The sequence below is a fragment of the Longimonas halophila genome, from assembly GCF_002554705.1.
GTDB lineage: Bacteria > Bacteroidota > Rhodothermia > Rhodothermales > Salinibacteraceae > Longimonas > Longimonas halophila.
Genome location: NZ_PDEP01000003.1, coordinates 302997 through 320768 on the forward strand (window position 1 = coordinate 302997; position 17772 = coordinate 320768).

Below are 17772 nucleotides of genomic sequence, written 5' to 3' on the forward strand. Positions count from 1 at the left end.
ACCACAACGAAACTGTACGACTGGCATAACTAACGCACGTAGCAAGAAAAAAGAGCACATTCAGATATGAGTGATGATCCTTCAGCAGTCAATGAGCAGAGTATCATCCTTTACAATCAAGAGGTGCCTCAAGATGTACGCTCTAAACTTGAAGATGAATTAAGAGACACGATACACGTAGATCGTTCTCAAACGATCTACATGATGTCGCAAACTGTGCCCGAGTTGGTTCAAATTGTCTTGGATGCAGTAACTTGGAAGAATGGACTCGGGACGGCTGCAGCCATTTTCTTTAAGTCATATTTAGAAAAGATAGGCAGTATAGCAGCTGAATCGAGTTGGAAACAAAGCAGCGCTATTGCAAAAGTTCTGAAAGAAAACTCTGTCGAAGCAATAGAAAGCTTTGTTGATGCAATTATAGGAGCCAAGAAATCTCTTTCCCCTAACTGTCGGTTCATGATCGGTTTACCGTATCCCGAAGGCTATCGTGGGACATTACTGCGAATAGAAGCTGACAACAGAGAAGAAATCGCAATAGTTTTGGCTCTGTTCGTTGCACAAGTACAAAGGATTCAAGACCGGCTCTCAGAAGAGGTTGACGAAGAGAATGTCGCAGTTGGTATTAGCCTCAAATTAAACGAAGATGGAGATTTCGTCGCTACTTGGTATGATCGTGAACAGCAGTATCACGAGATAATGATATCAAACTCGTTGATGAAATAGCGAGCCAAATCTCGTAGGAGAGTCCATCTACTCGTATGTCGGCTCAGCCAGGCAGAGACGACGACTGCGCCCCATGCAGCGCGCCCGTACGCGGCGCTGTGTGGGGCGCTTTTTTGATTTGAAGAGATGCTGCACCGTGCAGTTGGTCCACCGTGCTGCTATGCCCAATCGATAGCGGCCTCGTTCAGGATGCCATCCAGCTCAATCATGGTGGCGGCCCCGCCAATGAGTGTGGCCAGGGCGCGCATCTCGTCGGTGTTGAGGACGAGGACGGGCTGCTTGGTGCATGGCACGCGCAGTTGCCAGCGACAGCCGCTGGAGCATTCGCATCCGGCCACCGACCCCGACAACGCATGCAGCTTCTGGTGCACCTGCTGCAGGCCCTCGGTGCTCATGGCCAGCTGCACATCATCGAACGTGACGTGCACGTGACCCTCGTCGGCGTAGGCCACATGGCCGCGCTCGGTTTCGAAAAGCGTAGACGTGTCAAACGAAGCGGACTGCATAACGCGCTAAAGGTACGTTGGAGCGGACAAAGACGCACCTATTTAGATCGAGTCCAAACTTGCAAGGTTTCATGACCTTCGCTTCCCCCTTAACAATGTTTTGTGAACCCGCTATCAACAACAGCGCGCCCGCAGCTATTCCGCTACGAGCGCGTGTCTATTCTACGCAACGACGCAGGAGCGTCCTTGTCTACACGTCCGACGGGGGACCGTCGGACGCAGATGATGTTTGTGGTTGTCTGTCAATCAGGCACAATTGCGTAGCAGCGAACCCACTACCCGTTTCTGTACGGATACAACGCACGGAGGCATCTATTCTTGCACCGTCAAGTCGATGAGGGCAGTGTCGTCGTCGGAGTGATTGTCGTGCCAGAGCAGGAAGCGCACCTGCGTGGTCCCGGCGCTCTGCGGATACACATGCACGTGGTCGCCGTGGAAGAGCTCGCCTTCCTCGCCATACAGCGCCGCGGCCTCGCCCTCAAATTCGATTTCGCCGGAGCTGTCGAAAAAGATCACATCTTGGGGGGCAGCATTGTCGACGGCGTATTGCGCTTCAAACTCGCCGCCTTCTTCGAGCGTGATTTCATCGCCGTCCTCATCGAACATGCGGATGGTCCACACGGGGTGGTCGCCACCGTCATCGAGCGGAACAGTGAGTTCGTCGACGTTCCAGCCGTCTTCGTCGGTCCAGGTGGCTATAGGCGTGCCCGTACCATCGCGGGTTTCGAGTTCGACACGGTCGATTCGGAGCAACTCGCCATCGTGATCGTCGTGGTCATCATCGTCGTCGCTGCCGACAATAGAGTCGCAAGCGCTGCCTACAATAAGAAGTAGGGCCAGCGCCAGCAGCGATCCGAGTTTTGCTAACGGTGTGTTCGTTTTCATAACTGATTGGGTTGGGTTGTGAACAGATGCCGCGTCAAAACTGGACGCGATACGTGAGGCTGATATTGCGGCCCGGTTGCGGGGCCACGTCTTTGATGCGCGACGTGTGGTCGCGCCAGGTGCTGTCGGTCAGGTTCTGGCTTTGCAGGGTGATGCGATGCTGCGTGCCGTGCGTCGCGAAGGCGGCGCCAACCCCGCCGCGCCACAGCACGTAGCCGTCGGTCGGCGGCTGCGGACGCTCGGCAGTGCCGCCGCGCTGTACGGGATCGGGCACGCGGGTTTGGTCGGCGGTCCACCTCATGCCAAGGTGCCCAAAGAAGCGCGCGCCGTCGTAGCGCAGTTCGGCATCGGTGGTGAGCGGGGGGATGAAGGGCAGCGGATTATCATCGGCGCGCCGCGTGGCCCGCACGTAGCTGGCGGTGACATCGGCAATGAGATTGGGGACAGCCTCGTACTGCACGCGCCCTTCGCCGCCCCAGAAGGTGGCGTCGGCGTTTTCGGCTTCGAAGACCGGCGTGATGCGTCCCAGATCGCCCTCGCGATCCACAAACACGGTGAGTCCGGTGGGCGCGTAGAAAATGTAGTCGTTGACGCGGTTGACATAGGCGGCGGCCTCAACCTCCAGACGCGGGGTGTTGCCCCGCACAAACAGGTCGAGTCCATGCCCGATTTCAGATTTGAGGTCGGGTGTGCCAATGTCGAACGAGAAGTCGGCCAGGTGCGGGCCGTCGGAGTACATCTCCTCGATGGAGGGGCTGCGGAAGGAGCGTGACAGGCTGGTGCCGACGGTCCACGCGTCGGACACGTTGTAGAGCGCGGCCAGCGAGCCGGAGGCGTTGGCAAAGGTGCGGTTCGATACTGACTTGATGATGCGCTCCCCCTCCCGCGTGCGAACCCGGATGTCGCGTTGGTCGGGCGTGGATGTTTCGGTGTAGTCGAAGCGCGCGCCCAGTTGCAGGCGCACGGCACGGTATCCCACCTCCTCGTAGGCAAAGGCCGCCACCGTGCCGCTTCGGCCTGAGCGCGTGCCCGGCGATACGCCGCCCGATTCGAGGTCGCGCCCGTACCACGACAGGCCCATCGCGCCTTCCAGGCGGAGTCCGTGGGGCGCGTGGGTGTGGCGCACGGTCAGGTTCATTTCGCCAGAGGTCTGCTCGAAGCGCGTGCCAATGATGTCGGACGCATCGGTGCGGCGGCGCTCGATCTCGGTGTGGTCGTAGCGGATCAGATTCGCATCCCACTCGACACGGTCGAAGACGCCCAGGAGCGGGCGGTCGTAGACGATGCGCAGGCGGCCCGTTTCGCGCGTGGCCTCGATGTCGACGCCGCCGGGGTGCGCGCCCGGAATCAGTTCGCCGTTGAACGTGCCGGGCACGCCATACGCGGTATCGTAGTAGCGATACGACGCCCCCACCAGGCCCCAGGCGGGCAGCCAGCTACCGCCGAAACTGCCGTTGAGCACGGTTTGGTCGGTAGACGGCAGATCGCCCTGCGGGGTGCGCGTGTCTTGGGCGTTGCGCAGGCTGAGTTCGCCACGCAGCGCCAGCGGTCCGACCGGTGCCTCCACCGTTGCTCCGCCTGCAAGCCCGTCGTTGACGGAGGTCGCCTGCGTGGTGACCATGCCGGTGATTTCGTTGGGCCGGGTGCGTGGGATGTCGTTCCGAATGACGTTCACCACCCCGCCCAGCGCCTGCGAGCCGTAGAGGAGTCCGGCGGGGCCACGAATGACCTCGATCTGCTCGGCGGTCAGCGGCTCCATCATCACGCCGTGGTCGGCGGTGGTCTGGTAGAGATCGCCGGTGCGCTGGCCGTCTTCGAGCATGAGCACGCGGTCGCCGCCCATGCCACGAATGGAGGGGCGCGCCGCACCGGGACCGTTGTACTGCATGGCGAAGCCCGGCACGCGCTGCAGCGTTTCGGGGATGCTGCTGCCCAGTTGCTGATGAAGCTCCTCGCCCGCCAGTGCGGTGATGGGGCGGTACACCTCGGCGGTCGTGCGCTCGCGCAGAGCGCCGGTGACCACGACATCAGGAAGGCCCACGCGCTGCGGACGCAGGTCGATGGCCAGCGTGATTGTTTCGTCTGAGGCCATCTCGACGGACTGGCGATGCGGGGCGTACCCCACAAAACGCACCTCGATCTCGTACGCGCCGGGCGCCACATTGCGAAACGTGAACCGACCCTCGGCATCGGTGGCCTGCCCACGGCCGGTGGGGCTGAGTTGCACCGTAGCGCCGGGTAGGGGACTGTCGGTTGTGCGATCCACCACCACACCCGAGAGCGTGCCTCTCGTCTCCTGCATCGTTATATGGGAGGATGCAAGGCATTCTGCATTTCCCCCAACCCATACCGCGCTCCATAGCAGCCCGACAAGGGCCACATGTTGCATCATTCGTTGCATACATCACCGCTTTAGCAACCCGCGCTGCGCGCTATTCGCAGAGCCGCGGGTTCGTTGTTGCACGTCTGTTGAGTCCGGAAGGCTCAGAGCGCTCCCAGAGTAGACCATTCCTGACGGGAATGGCTGCGATCAGGCATGCGGTGGACCACGAATGACGTGATGCCCGGCGAGATGCAGGTGCGGCGATGCAGGCGCGATGCCTTCCCATGCCCGAATGTGAAGCGTGGGCGTGGGCGCGGCGAGGCTTGCGGCGTGGGCCGAGTGAAATACCGCCTCGCACAGCGTACAGTCGATGCTGCTATCGGCATCGCTCTGCGTGACGTGCGTGTGCGTGGCGGTGGCGGCCCCGCGAGCATGATGCACGGCGTGTACGGCGGGCACCAGTACGCCGCCGACTACGAAGGTAGCCAGAAGCACCACTGCCGCAATGTGCCGCCACGTGTGCATGGGTGTGCGTATTTGTGTGTGTTCTAACATCCGGCAGAATGATGCCGGGGCGCCTCGGTTCCACCTGCGCTGGGGCTTTCTTGGGTAGTCCAGCGCAGGCCAAGCGGACGCCCCTAAAACGACGTAGACACGCCAAACCGGACATTACGCCCCGCCGAGAGCGCATAGCCTTTGTAGGTGTCGAGGAAGTCGCGGTAGGTGGTGTCGAACACGTTGTCGACGCCAACCGAGAGTGTGAGCGGCACGCCGATGCCGGTGCGCAGCGTGCCCTGCGCTTCCGCGTTGACTACGGTATAGGCTTGCGTAGACGCTGTGCCGAAGGGTGGCCCGAAGTCGCCGTCAAACTGCGAGAACGGCTCAAAGCGCCCGGCGGCGTCTTTGTCGAGGGCGTGCTTCACGGTGATCTCTACGCTCGGGTTGCGGAATCGGTCGGTGCCGCGGGGCACCCAGCGCGCAAAACCCGAAACGGTGTTGGATGGAAGCAGCGGCAGGTCGCCATCGCCGCCGTTGGTGCCTAAGCCGGTGCCGGTGCCTCCGAGAATGGCCGTGCTGCCGCCCACCTGCAGCCACGGCTGTACACTCGTTTCAATGGTCGCCTCGATGCCCGGAATGACGGCATCGGTCTGCGCCGCAGCGTATATGGGCAGCCCGCTCCCAGCGTTGGTATCGCCGGTGTTTTGCAGGTAGATGTAGTTCGAGATGGCGTTGACGTATCCGGTAAGCTCGGCCGTTATGCGGTCGCGGCGCACACGGAACGACAGATCGGCGCTGTAGGAGCGCTCGGGGTCCAGGTCGGGGTTACCCACCTGAAACGCGGCAACGCCTCCGTGCACACCGCTGGCATATAGCTCAAAGACGCTGGGCGCGCGGAACCCGGCCCCCAGGTTTGTGGCCAGCGCCATGCCGTTGCCCAGTGCGTAGTTGGCGCCCGCCGAGCCCGAGAGCGTGGTGTACGTATTTTCGAGCTGGTCTGGGTCCTGGGTACGCTGGTTCGGAACGGCCTCAATAGTGCGCAGGTCAACGCGTCCGCCCAGCGACAGGGTGAGCGCATCGAACTCGGCGTCCTCGAAGACAAAGAGTCCGGCATTCCAGGTACGGGCTGAGGGTTGCAGTTCGGCGGGGCCACGCGTGTCGGCGTCCTGGTGCTGCACCTCGACGCCGATGGTGCCGCTCAGTGGACCCACAGGCGGATGCACAAGCTCCAGGCGTCCGGTGTAGATGTCGGTTTTCAGGTCCAGAGGGTAGTCGAATCCACCCAGTCCGCCGTTGTCGCGAATCGTGGCAAGCGTCACATCGCCGCTGCCGGGTGCGGACTGCCGGATGGAGCGCTGCCAGCTTAAGCGTGGTTTGAGCACCAGATCCCCTGCGGTGAGCGTGCCCTTCAGCAGCACGTTGCTGTGCTCCAGGTTCTGCCCGACGCCGTCGGGGGGATTGTTGACATTCCCCTGGGGCCCGCCGGTGGGCAGCGCAAAGTTGTGGGCATTTTGCCAGTAGTCACCGTGCAGCTGCAGGCTCCCAAAGTCGCCCTGCACGCCGACCTGTCCGTAAGCGCTCCACTGCTCAAAGTTGGTGAAGGGCACCTCGCCGGTGTACTTCGGATCGCCAAACGTGCCGCCATTGCCCGTTTCAAAGAAGGTCGGCGCATCCGGTGCGTGGTAGTTGCCCGCCACGCGCCGCTCGGCCCCTACACGCCAGCCGACATTGCCTTGGGCCACCTGCAGGTCGATGGATCCGGCACGCTCGTTGTTGTTGGTGTAGTACTGGGTGGATGCGGAGCCCTCGGCCTCCACCTGGCCTGAACTGGACGTGGGGGCGGGCTTGCTGATGACATTGATGGCGCCGCCCAGCGCATCCGAGCCATACAGGATGCTGCTTACGCCGCGCACCACCTCCACGCGCTCGGCTTCGCTGGCGTTGGTGGTGGGAAAGTGACGTACGCCGAACTGGTAGAACTCTTGGGCCACCCCGTCTTTGAGCAGCTTCACACGGTTGCCACTCAGTCCGCGCAGCACCGGCTTGCCTGCTTGCGAGCCCGTCTTGATGGAGGAGACCCCGCGCACGTTGTCTTGCAGCAGGTCGCCGAGGGCGGCCCCGCGCTGCGACTCCAACTCTTGCAGCCCCATCACATCAACGCTCTGGGGCGCGCGAAGCGTGCTGCGCGCCCGGGCCGTGCCAGTCACGGTTACACCGTCTACCTCCAGTACGCGCGTCTGCAAGGTGGCGTCTACCGTCGTGGTTTCGCCTGCGGTGACCTGCACCTCGCGGACTACAGTGCGATAGCCCACAAACCGAAACTCCAGCAGGTGCTCGCCGGTCGGCAGGCCGTCAATTTCGTAGGTGCCGTCAGCGTCGGTCGTGGTGCCGCGCTGCAGCGTGAGGTCAACGATTTGGACGTCGGGGAGCGGCTCCCCTTCATCGTCAACCACCGTACCAGCTACGGTGCCGCGGTTGGTCTGCGGAGCGTTGGCCTGGCTCCATGCCGTTAGCGGCGTGCCCGCCATGAAAAGAAGCAATACACATGCGTGTCGTACAATAGAGCGAATCATACCCATACCAATCAGAATACCCAGACAAGCGACCCATGATCATAGACAGTGGGGCGCGCCGTCTTAACAGCACAGGCAAGCGTGGGGGGATGCAACATGGCTTTCGCCAAGCTACAGGTACATCACAGAATGCGATGCATGCAGCATGCGTGCCCGATCGTTAAGCATGCGCGCGGGCATGGGGCGGGCCGCGGGTAGGAGGAGGCAGAACCGCGCTGTGCGATCCAGATGTGGGTTGCACAGGCACCGTGACGAGGCGAACCCCGTAGGCATGCACAACCGGGCTGCGCAACGGCGGTACGGCATGAACAACCGCGCTGCACAGTGTACAGTCGACATCGGCATGGGATGTGTCCGTGGTCCACCGTGCCGGAACGGCCTCGCACTGTGGTACCCCATGATGGCCTTGGTGCGACCCCGCACTGGCATGATGCGCCGCATGTACGCTGGGCGCAATGATGCCTCCCATCACAAACAGCGCCAGAAGCGCGGCGGCTGCTATGTGACGCGAAGTGACCATGGGTGTGCAGTGCGTGTGTATTGGCTTGAGACACTCCACTGAATGAACCCTTGGCCATCCTGTTCCGCTGTGTTTTTGGATGCGGGAGCGCTATCTACGTATTGCAACCACACGTTCCAGACGACATGAATCCCCCGGACGAGCTTCCTGAAGGTCGCAAACCGCACTCCGCCACCACACGATCGGTCTCAGTGCGCGTGGTGGATGTGTATCCGTACCGGATACAGCGTGATACGCCTGAACTTTTGGTGCTCCGCCGATCGGACCAGGCATCGTACGCGGGCACCTGGCGGATGGTGGGCGGCACAATGGAAGCGGACGAAACGGCCTGGCAGGCTGCGCTGCGCGAGCTTCGGGAAGAGACGGGCCTTGTGCCTGAGCAGTTCTGGGCGCTGCCCTCGCTCAACCACTTCTATGAGTGGCAGCACGACCGCATCAATTTGATTCCGGCGTTTGCCGCAGCGGTCAGCGGCCCACCTACGCTTAACCACGAGCACGATGGCTGGGCCTGGGTATCGGTGGGCGAGGCCGAGCAGCGACTGCAGTGGCCCGAACAGCAGCGCCTGGCCCGGCTGGTCGCGTCGATGTGCGCGCAGGGCGTGCCTAAAGCGCTGCAGATTCCTGTGGATGCAGCATCCCACACGACATAGCTCCATGCAGCAGCGGCTCGCCAGCGTAATGCCAGCGAGCCGCTGATTATGGGCGCCGGTACCAACCAAGCGCGCCCGTTCATTATGTGATTTTGCCGTGATACGCCTTCCATCTCCCTGCTGTGCGGCATCCTCATGGCCTACTGAAACAGCGCGGGAATGGGCGTCGTGGTGGACACGCTCGACGCCGAGGGGGTCACCTGTTGGGTTGAGGCCGGCGTCTGGGCCGTCTGTGTGCTGGTATCGGTGGTCGTCAGGCTGGCATACAGTCCCAGCGCCATGATCGCGAAGATAACCAGCGATCCGGCCAGGCGGAACCGGTTGTACTCTTTGCTACGCTGCACGCGGCGATCGGTACGCGCTTGCAGACGTTTCTGCAATTGCTCCGACGGCAACGCAATGCTTTTCAGGTCGTGCGCGGGCGGTTTGGCGAGCGGCATGTAGCTGCTCATGAAGTTTCCAACGAGAAATTTCTTGTCGCGGGGCTTGGGGGCGTTTTTCATAACGTTTGCCTATTTAAGTTTGCGGACAATAAAGAGATAGAATGTCCGCTACAGCTTCCTACGCATACGTACAGGCAGGCAACTGTAGCGCCGCTCGCAGCTCTCCGGAGCAGCTGCGGCGCATCGGGGATGGGACGCGCGTCCCGTGTTCACCCCTACCACGAAGCATCCCTGAACAATGTTACCGAGCAAAAGCGCTTCCTTACGGTTTCGGGGCAGCTTCACCGCTGAATCGCGATGGGTTCACCGTACCTCTGTGTCATCTTCATGGCTGTAACGGGCTGGTTCACCCCTCTGTAACGGCCTGGATACGGCGCGTTCTGGTGCATATCGCGTTGCTTATCTGTTTGAGATTTACAGGTGGACTTCGTGTTACACTGTGTTCACGATACCCGCATTGGCGAAGGCCCTGCCTGCGTGGAGCCTACCGCTCGTAACTTATGAAGACGCATTGCGTACGGTCGCTTGCACGCCGATCTGCTCCACCGCCCGTGTACGTCCATGCGCACGCCCTCGATTGAGGACTACTTGAAGACGATTTACAAGCTGGAAGCGGAGGGCAGCGGCCCGCCGGTGTCATCTGGGGCCATTGCCGAGGCCATGCAAGTCGCCCCGGCCTCGGCCTCGAACATGGTGCGCCGCCTCGACGACCTCGGGTTTATCGATTACGAGGCGTATGCCGGTGCTACGCTCACCGAACCGGGGCGCACGGTAGCGCTGGAGGTCATCCGCCACCACCGCCTGCTGGAGCTCTACCTGAAAGAAGTGATGGGCTTCGACTGGGCCGCGGTACACCACGAGGCCGAGCGGCTGGAGCATCACATCTCTGAGACGTTCGAGGATCGCATCGAGGAGATGCTCGGGCACCCCACGCACGATCCGCACGGCCATCCCATCCCCACCCGCGAGGGCGCCGTCGACGCGCTCTCCACCCACACCCTGGCCGACGTTGCCGAGGGCGATACCGCTGTCATCGACCACGTTTCTGATGACGATGCGGAGGTGCTTACCCTGCTGGAGCAACGCGGCCTGCTCCCCGGCACCACGGTCGACGTGCGTGAAACGCGTCCGCTGGAGGGGCTCATGGTCGTGGCTATCGACGGCGACGAGACGATCATTGGCCATCCGGTCGCGAATAAGGTGTTCGTGCGGCCTCCTGCAGAGTGAGGCTCGTCCTGCACGCAACAATGTCGTAATCGGAGCGCGGAACGCATGTCCACGGTTACCCCCACTTCTACTTTCCCCTACCCCCAATGGAACTTTTAGGCAAGGCTAAATATTTTTAGTCATGGCTAAAATGCTTCGATGACTGTTCACCATCTGGGGTAGGTTGGATGCACAGCATGTTCTGGATACGATCGGTGATGCGCAACGCGGGGGGCTGCGCCATGCTTTTGGGCGCCCTTGTGCTCATGGCGGGCTGCTCGTCCTCAGGTGCCGACTCAACCTCGGAGGATCGCGTGCGCGTGGTGGCTACGACCAACGTGGTGGGCGACCTGGTGCGCCAGGTGGGCGGCGATGCGGTGGCGCTGACCACGCTGATGGGACCGGGCATCGATCCGCACCAGTACAACGCCAGCGAGGGCGACATCCAGCGCATGGCCGGGGCCGACATGATCGTGTACAACGGCCTGCACCTGGAGGGCAAGATGGTCGATCTCTTTCCCGAAATGGATCGGCGCGGCATTGCAACGACGGCCCTGGCCGAGGAGGCCGTGCCCGACAGCCTGCGCATTGGCTCGACCGAGTACGCAAGCGCGTACGACCCGCACGTCTGGTTCGACGTGTCGCTCTGGCGCCGCGCTGCGCTGCATCTGGGCGATGCGCTGGCTGACCTCGATCCCGATCATGCCTCTGCCTACCGCGAGCGGGCTACCGCTTATGCGGCCCGCCTCGACTCGCTCGACACGTACGCCCACGAGCGCATCGCAACCATCCCCGAGGCACAGCGCGTGCTCGTGACCTCGCACGACGCCTTTCGCTACCTGGGCGCGGCCTACGACATAGAGGTGCGCGGCCTGCAGGGCATCTCGACGGATTCAGAGGCCGGTACCGCCGATGTGCAGGCGCTGGCCGACTTCATTGCGGAACGCCGCCTTCCCACCATTTTTGCGGAGACCTCGGTGTCCGAGCGCGGCCTGCGGGCCGTGCAAGAAGCCGTGCGCAGCCAGGGCTTCGCGGTGCAACTGGGCGATGCCCTCTACGGCGACGCCCTGGGCGGTACTGACACGCCTGAGGGCACGTACGTTGGGGCCGTACGGCATAACATCGACACGATCGTGAACGGATTAGCTGATTCGGATTCTTCGGGCACCACAACGGCCCGCCGCTAACACTTTTTTGCTGGATTCAACAGCGCACTCTTATGACTGATGTCGCGCTCGACATTCAAGGCTGTACGGTCGCGTATCACGACACGCCTGTGCTGTGGGATGCGTCGCTGACGGTGCCCCGTGGCACGATAACGGGCGTGCTGGGGCCCAACGGCGCAGGCAAAACCACCCTGCTCAAAGCGGTGCTGGGACTGGTGCCCGTCGCCTCGGGGCGCATTCAGGTCTTTGGGGATACATATGCCGCCCAGCAAGACCGCGTGGGCTACGTGCCGCAACGAGGAAGCGTGGACTGGGACTTTCCCACCAACGCGCTCGACGTGGTGCTGATGGGCCTGTACGGCCAGCTCGGCTGGTTTCGGCGTCCAGGTGCTCACGAGAACGAACAGGCCCGCCAGGCCCTCCGCGACGTAGGTATGCTCGACTACACCGACCGCCAGATCAGTCAGCTTTCGGGGGGACAGCAGCAGCGCGTGTTTCTGGCGCGGGCGCTGGTGCAAGACGCCGACCTGTACCTGATGGATGAGCCCCTGCAGGGCGTTGATGCCACCACCGAGCGCACCATCATGCAGCTGTTGCACAACCTGCGCGATGCCGGGAAAGCTGTGGTGGTCGTGCATCACGACCTGCACACCGTAGCCGATTACTTCGATCGCGTGCTGCTCTTAAACAAGCGCGCTGTGGCCAGCGGACCCGTTGCATCGGTTTTTACGGATGCCAATGTGAGTGCCACGTACGGCACAGAGATGCGCGCTTCCACAGAAGCGCATTAGGCGTTGTAGCATGTGAAGTAGAGACGTTCCACTGGCGCGTCTCTACGGGTCCGGTCTACCGACAGCTGCCAGCATCCTCGCACATCGCATAGCATAAAAAGCATGACCTTCGCCCCTCCGCCGTGCAACGGACGCTATTCAGAGGTTCTGCTCTGTCTTGTCTTATGCACACGTCCTCATTTATCTGCGTTGTGCATCACACAACCCCAACCGCTCCATATGGATCTGCTCTACGAACTCGTTACCGACTACACGCTGCGCACCGTAGCGCTGGGCGCTGCGCTGCTGGGCATGGTGGGCGGCAGCCTGGGCAGCTACGCGGTGCTGCGCGGACGCAGCCTCATTGGTGATGCCGTGGCTCACGCGGCCCTGCCGGGCATTGCGGGCGCGTTCCTCCTGACGGGCAGCATGAACCCGCTCGTGCTGATGCTGGGCGCGGCCACCACCGGGTTGGCCGCCGCACTGCTGGTGGAAACCACCGCCCACACCACGCGGGTGCCCTACGACAGCGCCCTGGCCCTCATGCTGTCGGCTTTCTTCGGGCTCGGCCTGGTGCTCATGACGTATCTGCAGCGCCACGCAGGGGCCTCGCAAGCCGGACTCGACGCGTTCCTGTTCGGCCAAGCCGCCGCCCTCGTCACGCGCGATGTGTATGTGATGGCCGCGCTCGGTGGCATTGCACTGGTCATGATGCTGCTCCTGTGGAAAGAGCTTAAGCTCCTCAGCTTCAACCCCGACTTTGGACACAGCCTGGGCCTGCCCATGCAGTTGCTGAACGGCCTGCTTACCACGCTGATTGTCGTCGCCATTGTTATTGGTTTGCAAACCGTGGGCGTGGTGCTCATGAGCGCGGTGCTCATTGCGCCGACTGTGGCCGCGCGGCAATGGACGAACCGGCTGGGCCGCATGGTCGCGCTCGCAGCAGGCATTGGGGCGGCTACAGGCGTTGCAGGGGCGGTCGTCAGTGCGTCGATGCGTAACCTGCCCACCGGGCCGACCATTGTGTTGTGCATGGGTGCCGTGGTGGCCATGTCGATGCTGCTGGCTCCAGAGCGCGGCCTCCTCTGGCGCATGGGAGGCCCCCGCACTGCCGCACCTTCTTCATCGAATTCGTCCTTTTCTACCTCGTCTCCTGCTGACTCATGAGCCCGCAAGCCGAAGTCCAGTTGGTCGCCGCCGTCACGGCGGTGGCGTGTGCGCTGCCGGGAGCGTTCCTGGTGCTGCGCCGCCTGTCGATGATGAGCGATGCCATCAGCCACGCCATTCTGCCGGGCATTGTAGTGGGGTTTATGCTCACGGAGTCGCTCGCCTCGCCCCTGCTCATTGCGGGCGCCGCCGCCACCGGCGTGCTCACGGTCGTGCTGGTGGAGCGCATTGAGGGCACCGGACTGGTCCGCGAGGATGCGGCCATCGGGCTCGTCTTTCCGGTGCTGTTCAGCATCGGGGTCGTGCTGCTGGCGCGCTATGCGAGCGATGTGCATCTGGATGTGGATGCGGTGCTCCTGGGTGAACTCGCATTCGTGCCGTTCGACCGCCTCGAATGGGGCGGCATCGACCTGGGCCCCCGCGCCCTCTGGGTGATGGGCACCGTGCTGCTCCTCAACGCGGCATTCCTGACGGCCTTCTACAAAGAGCTGAAGCTGTCTACGTTCGATGCGCAACTCGCCGCCACCCTCGGGTTCATCCCGGGCGTGCTGCACTACGTGCTCATGAGCCTCGTATCTGTAACCGCTGTGAGCGCCTTCGATGCCGTCGGATCTATCCTGGTGGTTGCTCTCATGGTGGCACCTCCGGCTACCGCCTACCTGCTCACCGATCGCCTGGATCGCATGATCGTGCTAAGTGCGGGACTGGGCGTGGGGTATGCGCTGGTGGGATACGCCGGCGCCGCTGCGCTCGACGCCTCTATTGCCGGATCCATGGCGACTGTGGCGGGCCTGCTCTTTGGCGTGACCCTGGTTGCAGCGCCCGAGCGCGGCCTCGTTGCCACCTGGCGCCGCCAACATCGGCACACCGCCCGCTTCTCGGCACAGCTCCTGGCCGCCTATCTCGCCAATCCCAGCACGCCGCCCGTGCCGCTCTCCGAAGCCTCCAATCGGCTGCACGACCGGTTCGGGTGGCTCCCCTCGCATACGCAGGCCCTGATCAGCGACCTCCGCGACCAGGACCTTATTACTGTACGCAGCGGACACCTGGCCTGTACCGAGGCCGGGCAGCAACTGGCGGATGAGGCCGCCCAGCACGCCGCGTAGCGCCTGCGCGCCGGAACGCTCCACTTTCGGATAGCATATCACGTCCGCGTGTCAACGGACGGTCTCGCCCGTGCACGCCCCTTTGCATCCCCCTGACAAACGAATTGAGTACATGCGACGCTCTGCATCACGCCTCGTGCTACTTCCTGGGCTCGCCATCGGCGCACTGCTCGTGCTGTTGATTAGCGGATGCGGAAGCGAATCGTCCGAGCCGAAATCTGATGCGGCCCCCGACGCATCGACCGATTCCGCACACGCCTTCACCCCTGAAGCCAACCCTGCGTCTCCGCCCGAAGGACTCGACCTACCCAACGGACGCCAGCTGTTTGAGGATGTGATTACGGGCGGGCAACCCACCGAAGCACAGCTGCGCGCCGCGCACGAGCAGGGTATTCGCACCGTCGTGAACCTGCGTCCCGATGGCGAATTCGACGGCTTCGACGAACGGGCGCTTGTCGAAGAACTCGGCATGCAGTACATCCACATCCCCATATCGGACCCCGATGACGTAACCGAAGAGGCCGCCATCGCACTCAACGATGCGCTGGCCGACTCCACCAACCGTCCGCTGCTCATGCACTGCAGCAGCGGAAACCGGGTAGGCAGCCTCTTTGCTGCGCGTGCCTACTTTTTGCACGACATAGCACCAGAGCGCGCCCTCGACATCGGCATGCGGGCCGGGCTGACCCAACTCGAAGCGCCCCTCCGCACTCGCTGGACGAGCGAATAAGTCGGCTGCCGTCCATCCTTTTGTTTTTGTTTCAGATATAGCATCTCTGCATGGCTAACGTGTGTGTCTACTGCTCTTCCAGTCCGCAAATCGACGATGGGTTCACGCCCGTGGCCCGCACGCTCGGTGAGGGGCTGGCCGCCCGCGAGCACACGCTCATCTACGGCGGCGGCACATCTGGACTCATGGGCACGGTAGCGCGTGCGGTGCGCCAGGGCGGCAGTTCGGTGGTGGGCGTTATTCCCAACAAGCTGAAATCCATCGAAGGCGTAGCCCGCGACACCGCCGACGAGCTCATCGTTACCGACACCATGAGCGAGCGCAAGCGCATCATGTACCTGCGCTCGGACGCGTTCGTGGTGCTGCCCGGCGGCTTTGGCACACTTGAGGAGTTTCTGGAGGTACTTACCCTACGCCAACTCGCCTACCATGAGCGGCCTGTCGTTATCGTCAATCACGACGGCTTTTTCGATCCACTGCTCGGCTTCTTTGAGCAGCTTTATGCCCAGCACTTCTCGCGCATCCCCCACGAAGAGCTGATATTCGTGGCCAGCACGCCGAGCGAGGCGCTGCATCACCTCGACGCCACCCTTCAGATCCCCACTGCCGCGCCCCAGGAATAGCACCTGCCGCCCATGGCCTCCTCTCGCACGCTTCAAACGCCGCGCACCGCGCACTACGTGCAGCACGGCACCCCGGCTACCGCCCCAACGCTCTGGGTGGTATTGCACGGCTACGGCCAGCGCGCTGCCGACTTCATCCAGCCCTTTGAAAAGGTTGTTCGAGAGGATACAGCATGTGTTGTTGCCCCCGAGGCACTATCGCGGTTCTACAGGGACGGCACCCATGGCGATATTGGGGCCTCTTGGATGACAAGCGCTCATCGCACCGATGAGATTCGCGATTACATCGCCTACCTCAATCGCCTGCATGCCGCCCTGCTTCGCGAAGGCGGCCCCGAATCCACACACGTGCTTGGCTTCTCGCAGGGCGCCGCCACCGCCTGCCGCTGGGTCGCGCGCACCCCCGCAACCATCGATCGGCTCACCCTCTGGGCAGGACGCGTGCCGCCCGACCTTGACCTGGAGGTCCACGCGCCCACGTTCCGCACACTCCACCTGACGCTGGTCCGCGGCACCAACGACCCGTACATCAGCGCTGACGCGTGGGCGCAGATGCACGACCGGCTGCGTGCTCACGACATCGACTTCGACACGCACACGTTCGAGGGCGGCCACCGCTTGCATACTGATATGCTACGCACGCTGGATGCGCCGGAGTGAGCACAATCCGAACTTATGAAGTGCTGGAGCGCGCAGGCACAGAAAACGCGTCCTGAGCAGAACGGGCAAGATGCAGGGTCCGCTGCGGAAATGGAATGTCGATCCCCACCTCCGCAAAGCGGGCGAGCGTGCTGCGATAGACCGCGTTGCGCACCGAGCGTTTGCCCCGTGGACGGTCGATCCAGGCCAGAATCTGCAGAACGACGGCATTGTCTCCAAGAGCCGCTACATTCACTTCAGGCTCTGGGTCGTTGTGGATACGATCGGAGTGGCGGAGAATCTCCTGGAGGATCGCTGTGGCCCGGTCCAAGTCAGCATCGTAGGCAATCCCGATGGTCATTTCGATGCGCGTGATCTGCTCGGGCAGCATGTGGTTGATGATCACCTCCTTGCCAAGCACATCGTTGGGAATCAGCACGATTTCGTTGTCGCGCGTGCGGATGACCGTCTTATGCAGGTTGATCTCCAGCACGTCGCCGATGTAATCCCCGACCTGGATGCGGTCGCCCACGCGAAAGTTGCGATCGGCCGTAAGCGTAATGCCCGCAAGTACGTTCGAAAGCACCGTACGAGCCGCCAGCGCCACCGCCAGCCCCACGATACCAAGCGAGGCAATAAATGCAGTCACCTCAATATCCACCTCGCGGAGTGCGATAAGGATACCGGCGGTCCAGATCAGGTAGACAGCAGTGAGGTCAAGCAAGCCCACGATCCGTTCGTCGACATCGGTGTCGGTTCGCGCGGCCAGCGGCTGGCCGTACTCACGTACCACAGCCTTAACGAGACTGGCGAAGATCCAGGTGCCCGTGAGGACCAGAACGGCATTCTGAGCTCCGTCCCACTTGTCGAACTGGATCTGCACCTGCGGGATGCGGTATAGCGCATAGTTGACCGAGGCCAGCCCCAGCAGCACGCTAAGCGGGCGCCCGATGATGCGGAGCACAAGTCCGTCAATTTGGTAGCGGCTCCGGTCGGCCCGCAGGGCCAGCCACCGAACGAGCCGGTAGAGCAGAAACGCCCCCGTAATGCCCGCGGCCACCAGTCCGAGCGACGTAAGCAGGGTGTTGATCGCGATGCTATTCATCGAAGTCTCGGACCAGTTGGTGTAGAACAAGAGCATGCAAGACAATGGACAACATCCGGCAGCCATACCGGTTCGCTGCGCTCATGTCGCTTCTGGGCCGTTAGGGCGTTCAACATGAAAGTCCTCAACTCACGCCGTG

At 62.4% G+C, this 17772-nt stretch carries 18 protein-coding genes; 10 read left to right on the forward strand and 8 right to left on the reverse strand.

Going from position 1 to position 17772, the window contains the following annotated elements:
• The first annotated feature begins 66 nt into the window (after positions 1-66).
• On the forward strand, positions 67-723 hold the full coding sequence (locus CRI93_RS05150; RefSeq protein ID WP_098061537.1) for a hypothetical protein: 657 nt from the start codon (positions 67-69) through the stop codon (positions 721-723).
• A 158-nt stretch (positions 724-881) separates the two neighbouring features.
• On the opposite strand, the gene CRI93_RS05155 is transcribed toward CRI93_RS05150, so the two are convergent.
• The 6 genes from CRI93_RS05155 to CRI93_RS05180 all read right to left on the reverse strand — a co-directional run bounded on the left by CRI93_RS05155 (position 882) and on the right by CRI93_RS05180 (position 8028).
• A complete protein-coding gene (locus tag CRI93_RS05155; protein ID WP_098061538.1) occupies positions 882-1229 on the reverse strand; it encodes a hypothetical protein in 348 nt (115 codons plus the stop codon).
• Positions 1230-1541: 312 nt separating this feature from the next.
• Positions 1542-2114, reverse strand: coding sequence for a hypothetical protein (locus CRI93_RS05160; RefSeq protein ID WP_098061539.1), 573 nt, complete (start codon positions 2112-2114; stop codon positions 1542-1544).
• Between the two features lie 34 nt (positions 2115-2148).
• Positions 2149-4416, reverse strand: coding sequence for a TonB-dependent receptor (locus CRI93_RS05165; RefSeq protein WP_176521706.1), 2268 nt, complete (start codon positions 4414-4416; stop codon positions 2149-2151).
• A 228-nt stretch (positions 4417-4644) separates the two neighbouring features.
• Complete coding sequence (locus CRI93_RS05170) at positions 4645-4962, reverse strand: hypothetical protein (protein WP_098061541.1); 318 nt, start codon at positions 4960-4962, stop codon at positions 4645-4647.
• Between the two features lie 113 nt (positions 4963-5075).
• On the reverse strand, positions 5076-7508 hold the full coding sequence (locus tag CRI93_RS05175; RefSeq protein WP_245850336.1) for a TonB-dependent receptor: 2433 nt from the start codon (positions 7506-7508) through the stop codon (positions 5076-5078).
• A gap of 160 nt (positions 7509-7668) precedes the next feature.
• Entirely contained in the window at positions 7669-8028 is a 360-nt protein-coding gene (locus tag CRI93_RS05180; protein WP_098061543.1) for a hypothetical protein, read from the reverse strand.
• 125 nt (positions 8029-8153) lie between these two features.
• On the opposite strand from CRI93_RS05180, the gene CRI93_RS05185 reads away from it, so the two are divergent.
• Positions 8154-8678 (forward strand): NUDIX hydrolase, encoded by a 525-nt coding sequence (locus tag CRI93_RS05185; protein WP_098061544.1) that lies wholly within the window; start codon positions 8154-8156, stop codon positions 8676-8678.
• Positions 8679-8818: 140 nt separating this feature from the next.
• Here the strand turns inward: CRI93_RS05185 and CRI93_RS05190 are convergent, their stop codons facing one another.
• Positions 8819-9181: a hypothetical protein gene (locus tag CRI93_RS05190; protein WP_098061545.1), complete on the reverse strand. Its 363-nt coding sequence runs from the start codon at positions 9179-9181 to the stop codon at positions 8819-8821.
• 501 nt (positions 9182-9682) lie between these two features.
• Here CRI93_RS05190 and CRI93_RS05195 point away from each other — a divergent pair.
• The 8 genes from CRI93_RS05195 (at position 9683) to CRI93_RS05230 (ending at position 16549) form a co-directional block, all read left to right on the forward strand.
• On the forward strand, positions 9683-10348 hold the full coding sequence (locus CRI93_RS05195) for a metal-dependent transcriptional regulator (protein ID WP_098061546.1): 666 nt from the start codon (positions 9683-9685) through the stop codon (positions 10346-10348).
• Positions 10349-10524: 176 nt separating this feature from the next.
• On the forward strand, positions 10525-11514 hold the full coding sequence (locus CRI93_RS05200; protein ID WP_245850338.1) for a metal ABC transporter solute-binding protein, Zn/Mn family: 990 nt from the start codon (positions 10525-10527) through the stop codon (positions 11512-11514).
• A gap of 32 nt (positions 11515-11546) precedes the next feature.
• The gene (locus CRI93_RS05205) at positions 11547-12284 is read left to right on the forward strand and encodes a metal ABC transporter ATP-binding protein (protein ID WP_098061547.1); all 738 of its coding nucleotides are present in this window, start codon (positions 11547-11549) and stop codon (positions 12282-12284) included.
• A gap of 219 nt (positions 12285-12503) precedes the next feature.
• Positions 12504-13430, forward strand: coding sequence for a metal ABC transporter permease (locus tag CRI93_RS05210; RefSeq protein WP_098061548.1), 927 nt, complete (start codon positions 12504-12506; stop codon positions 13428-13430).
• Positions 13427-14536 (forward strand): metal ABC transporter permease, encoded by a 1110-nt coding sequence (locus tag CRI93_RS05215; RefSeq protein WP_098061549.1) that lies wholly within the window; start codon positions 13427-13429, stop codon positions 14534-14536. Before CRI93_RS05210 ends, CRI93_RS05215 begins: the two co-directional genes overlap by 4 nt.
• A gap of 112 nt (positions 14537-14648) precedes the next feature.
• On the forward strand, positions 14649-15266 hold the full coding sequence (locus CRI93_RS05220; RefSeq protein ID WP_098061550.1) for a protein tyrosine phosphatase family protein: 618 nt from the start codon (positions 14649-14651) through the stop codon (positions 15264-15266).
• 50 nt (positions 15267-15316) lie between these two features.
• Positions 15317-15889 carry an LOG family protein gene (locus CRI93_RS05225; RefSeq protein ID WP_098061551.1) on the forward strand — a complete coding sequence of 191 codons (573 nt, stop codon included), beginning with the start codon at positions 15317-15319 and terminating at the stop codon, positions 15887-15889.
• Between the two features lie 12 nt (positions 15890-15901).
• Positions 15902-16549 carry an alpha/beta hydrolase gene (locus tag CRI93_RS05230; RefSeq protein ID WP_098061552.1) on the forward strand — a complete coding sequence of 216 codons (648 nt, stop codon included), beginning with the start codon at positions 15902-15904 and terminating at the stop codon, positions 16547-16549.
• 13 nt (positions 16550-16562) lie between these two features.
• Here the strand turns inward: CRI93_RS05230 and CRI93_RS05235 are convergent, their stop codons facing one another.
• Complete coding sequence (locus CRI93_RS05235) at positions 16563-17669, reverse strand: mechanosensitive ion channel family protein (protein WP_245850339.1); 1107 nt, start codon at positions 17667-17669, stop codon at positions 16563-16565.
• Positions 17670-17772: the final 103 nt, after the last annotated feature.

Coding starts and splice junctions, on each gene's coding strand:
- CRI93_RS05150 (WP_098061537.1), top strand. CDS start 67: ATGAGTGATGATCCTTCAGCAGTCAATGAGCAGAGTATCATCCTTTAC.
- CRI93_RS05155 (WP_098061538.1), bottom strand. CDS start 1,229: ATGCAGTCCGCTTCGTTTGACACGTCTACGCTTTTCGAAACCGAGCGC.
- CRI93_RS05160 (WP_098061539.1), bottom strand. CDS start 2,114: ATGAAAACGAACACACCGTTAGCAAAACTCGGATCGCTGCTGGCGCTG.
- CRI93_RS05165 (WP_176521706.1), bottom strand. CDS start 4,416: ATGCAGGAGACGAGAGGCACGCTCTCGGGTGTGGTGGTGGATCGCACA.
- CRI93_RS05170 (WP_098061541.1), bottom strand. CDS start 4,962: ATGCACACGTGGCGGCACATTGCGGCAGTGGTGCTTCTGGCTACCTTC.
- CRI93_RS05175 (WP_245850336.1), bottom strand. CDS start 7,508: ATGATTCGCTCTATTGTACGACACGCATGTGTATTGCTTCTTTTCATG.
- CRI93_RS05180 (WP_098061543.1), bottom strand. CDS start 8,028: ATGGTCACTTCGCGTCACATAGCAGCCGCCGCGCTTCTGGCGCTGTTT.
- CRI93_RS05185 (WP_098061544.1), top strand. CDS start 8,154: ATGAATCCCCCGGACGAGCTTCCTGAAGGTCGCAAACCGCACTCCGCC.
- CRI93_RS05190 (WP_098061545.1), bottom strand. CDS start 9,181: ATGAAAAACGCCCCCAAGCCCCGCGACAAGAAATTTCTCGTTGGAAAC.
- CRI93_RS05195 (WP_098061546.1), top strand. CDS start 9,683: ATGCGCACGCCCTCGATTGAGGACTACTTGAAGACGATTTACAAGCTG.
- CRI93_RS05200 (WP_245850338.1), top strand. CDS start 10,525: ATGTTCTGGATACGATCGGTGATGCGCAACGCGGGGGGCTGCGCCATG.
- CRI93_RS05205 (WP_098061547.1), top strand. CDS start 11,547: ATGACTGATGTCGCGCTCGACATTCAAGGCTGTACGGTCGCGTATCAC.
- CRI93_RS05210 (WP_098061548.1), top strand. CDS start 12,504: ATGGATCTGCTCTACGAACTCGTTACCGACTACACGCTGCGCACCGTA.
- CRI93_RS05215 (WP_098061549.1), top strand. CDS start 13,427: ATGAGCCCGCAAGCCGAAGTCCAGTTGGTCGCCGCCGTCACGGCGGTG.
- CRI93_RS05220 (WP_098061550.1), top strand. CDS start 14,649: ATGCGACGCTCTGCATCACGCCTCGTGCTACTTCCTGGGCTCGCCATC.
- CRI93_RS05225 (WP_098061551.1), top strand. CDS start 15,317: ATGGCTAACGTGTGTGTCTACTGCTCTTCCAGTCCGCAAATCGACGAT.
- CRI93_RS05230 (WP_098061552.1), top strand. CDS start 15,902: ATGGCCTCCTCTCGCACGCTTCAAACGCCGCGCACCGCGCACTACGTG.
- CRI93_RS05235 (WP_245850339.1), bottom strand. CDS start 17,669: ATGCTCTTGTTCTACACCAACTGGTCCGAGACTTCGATGAATAGCATC.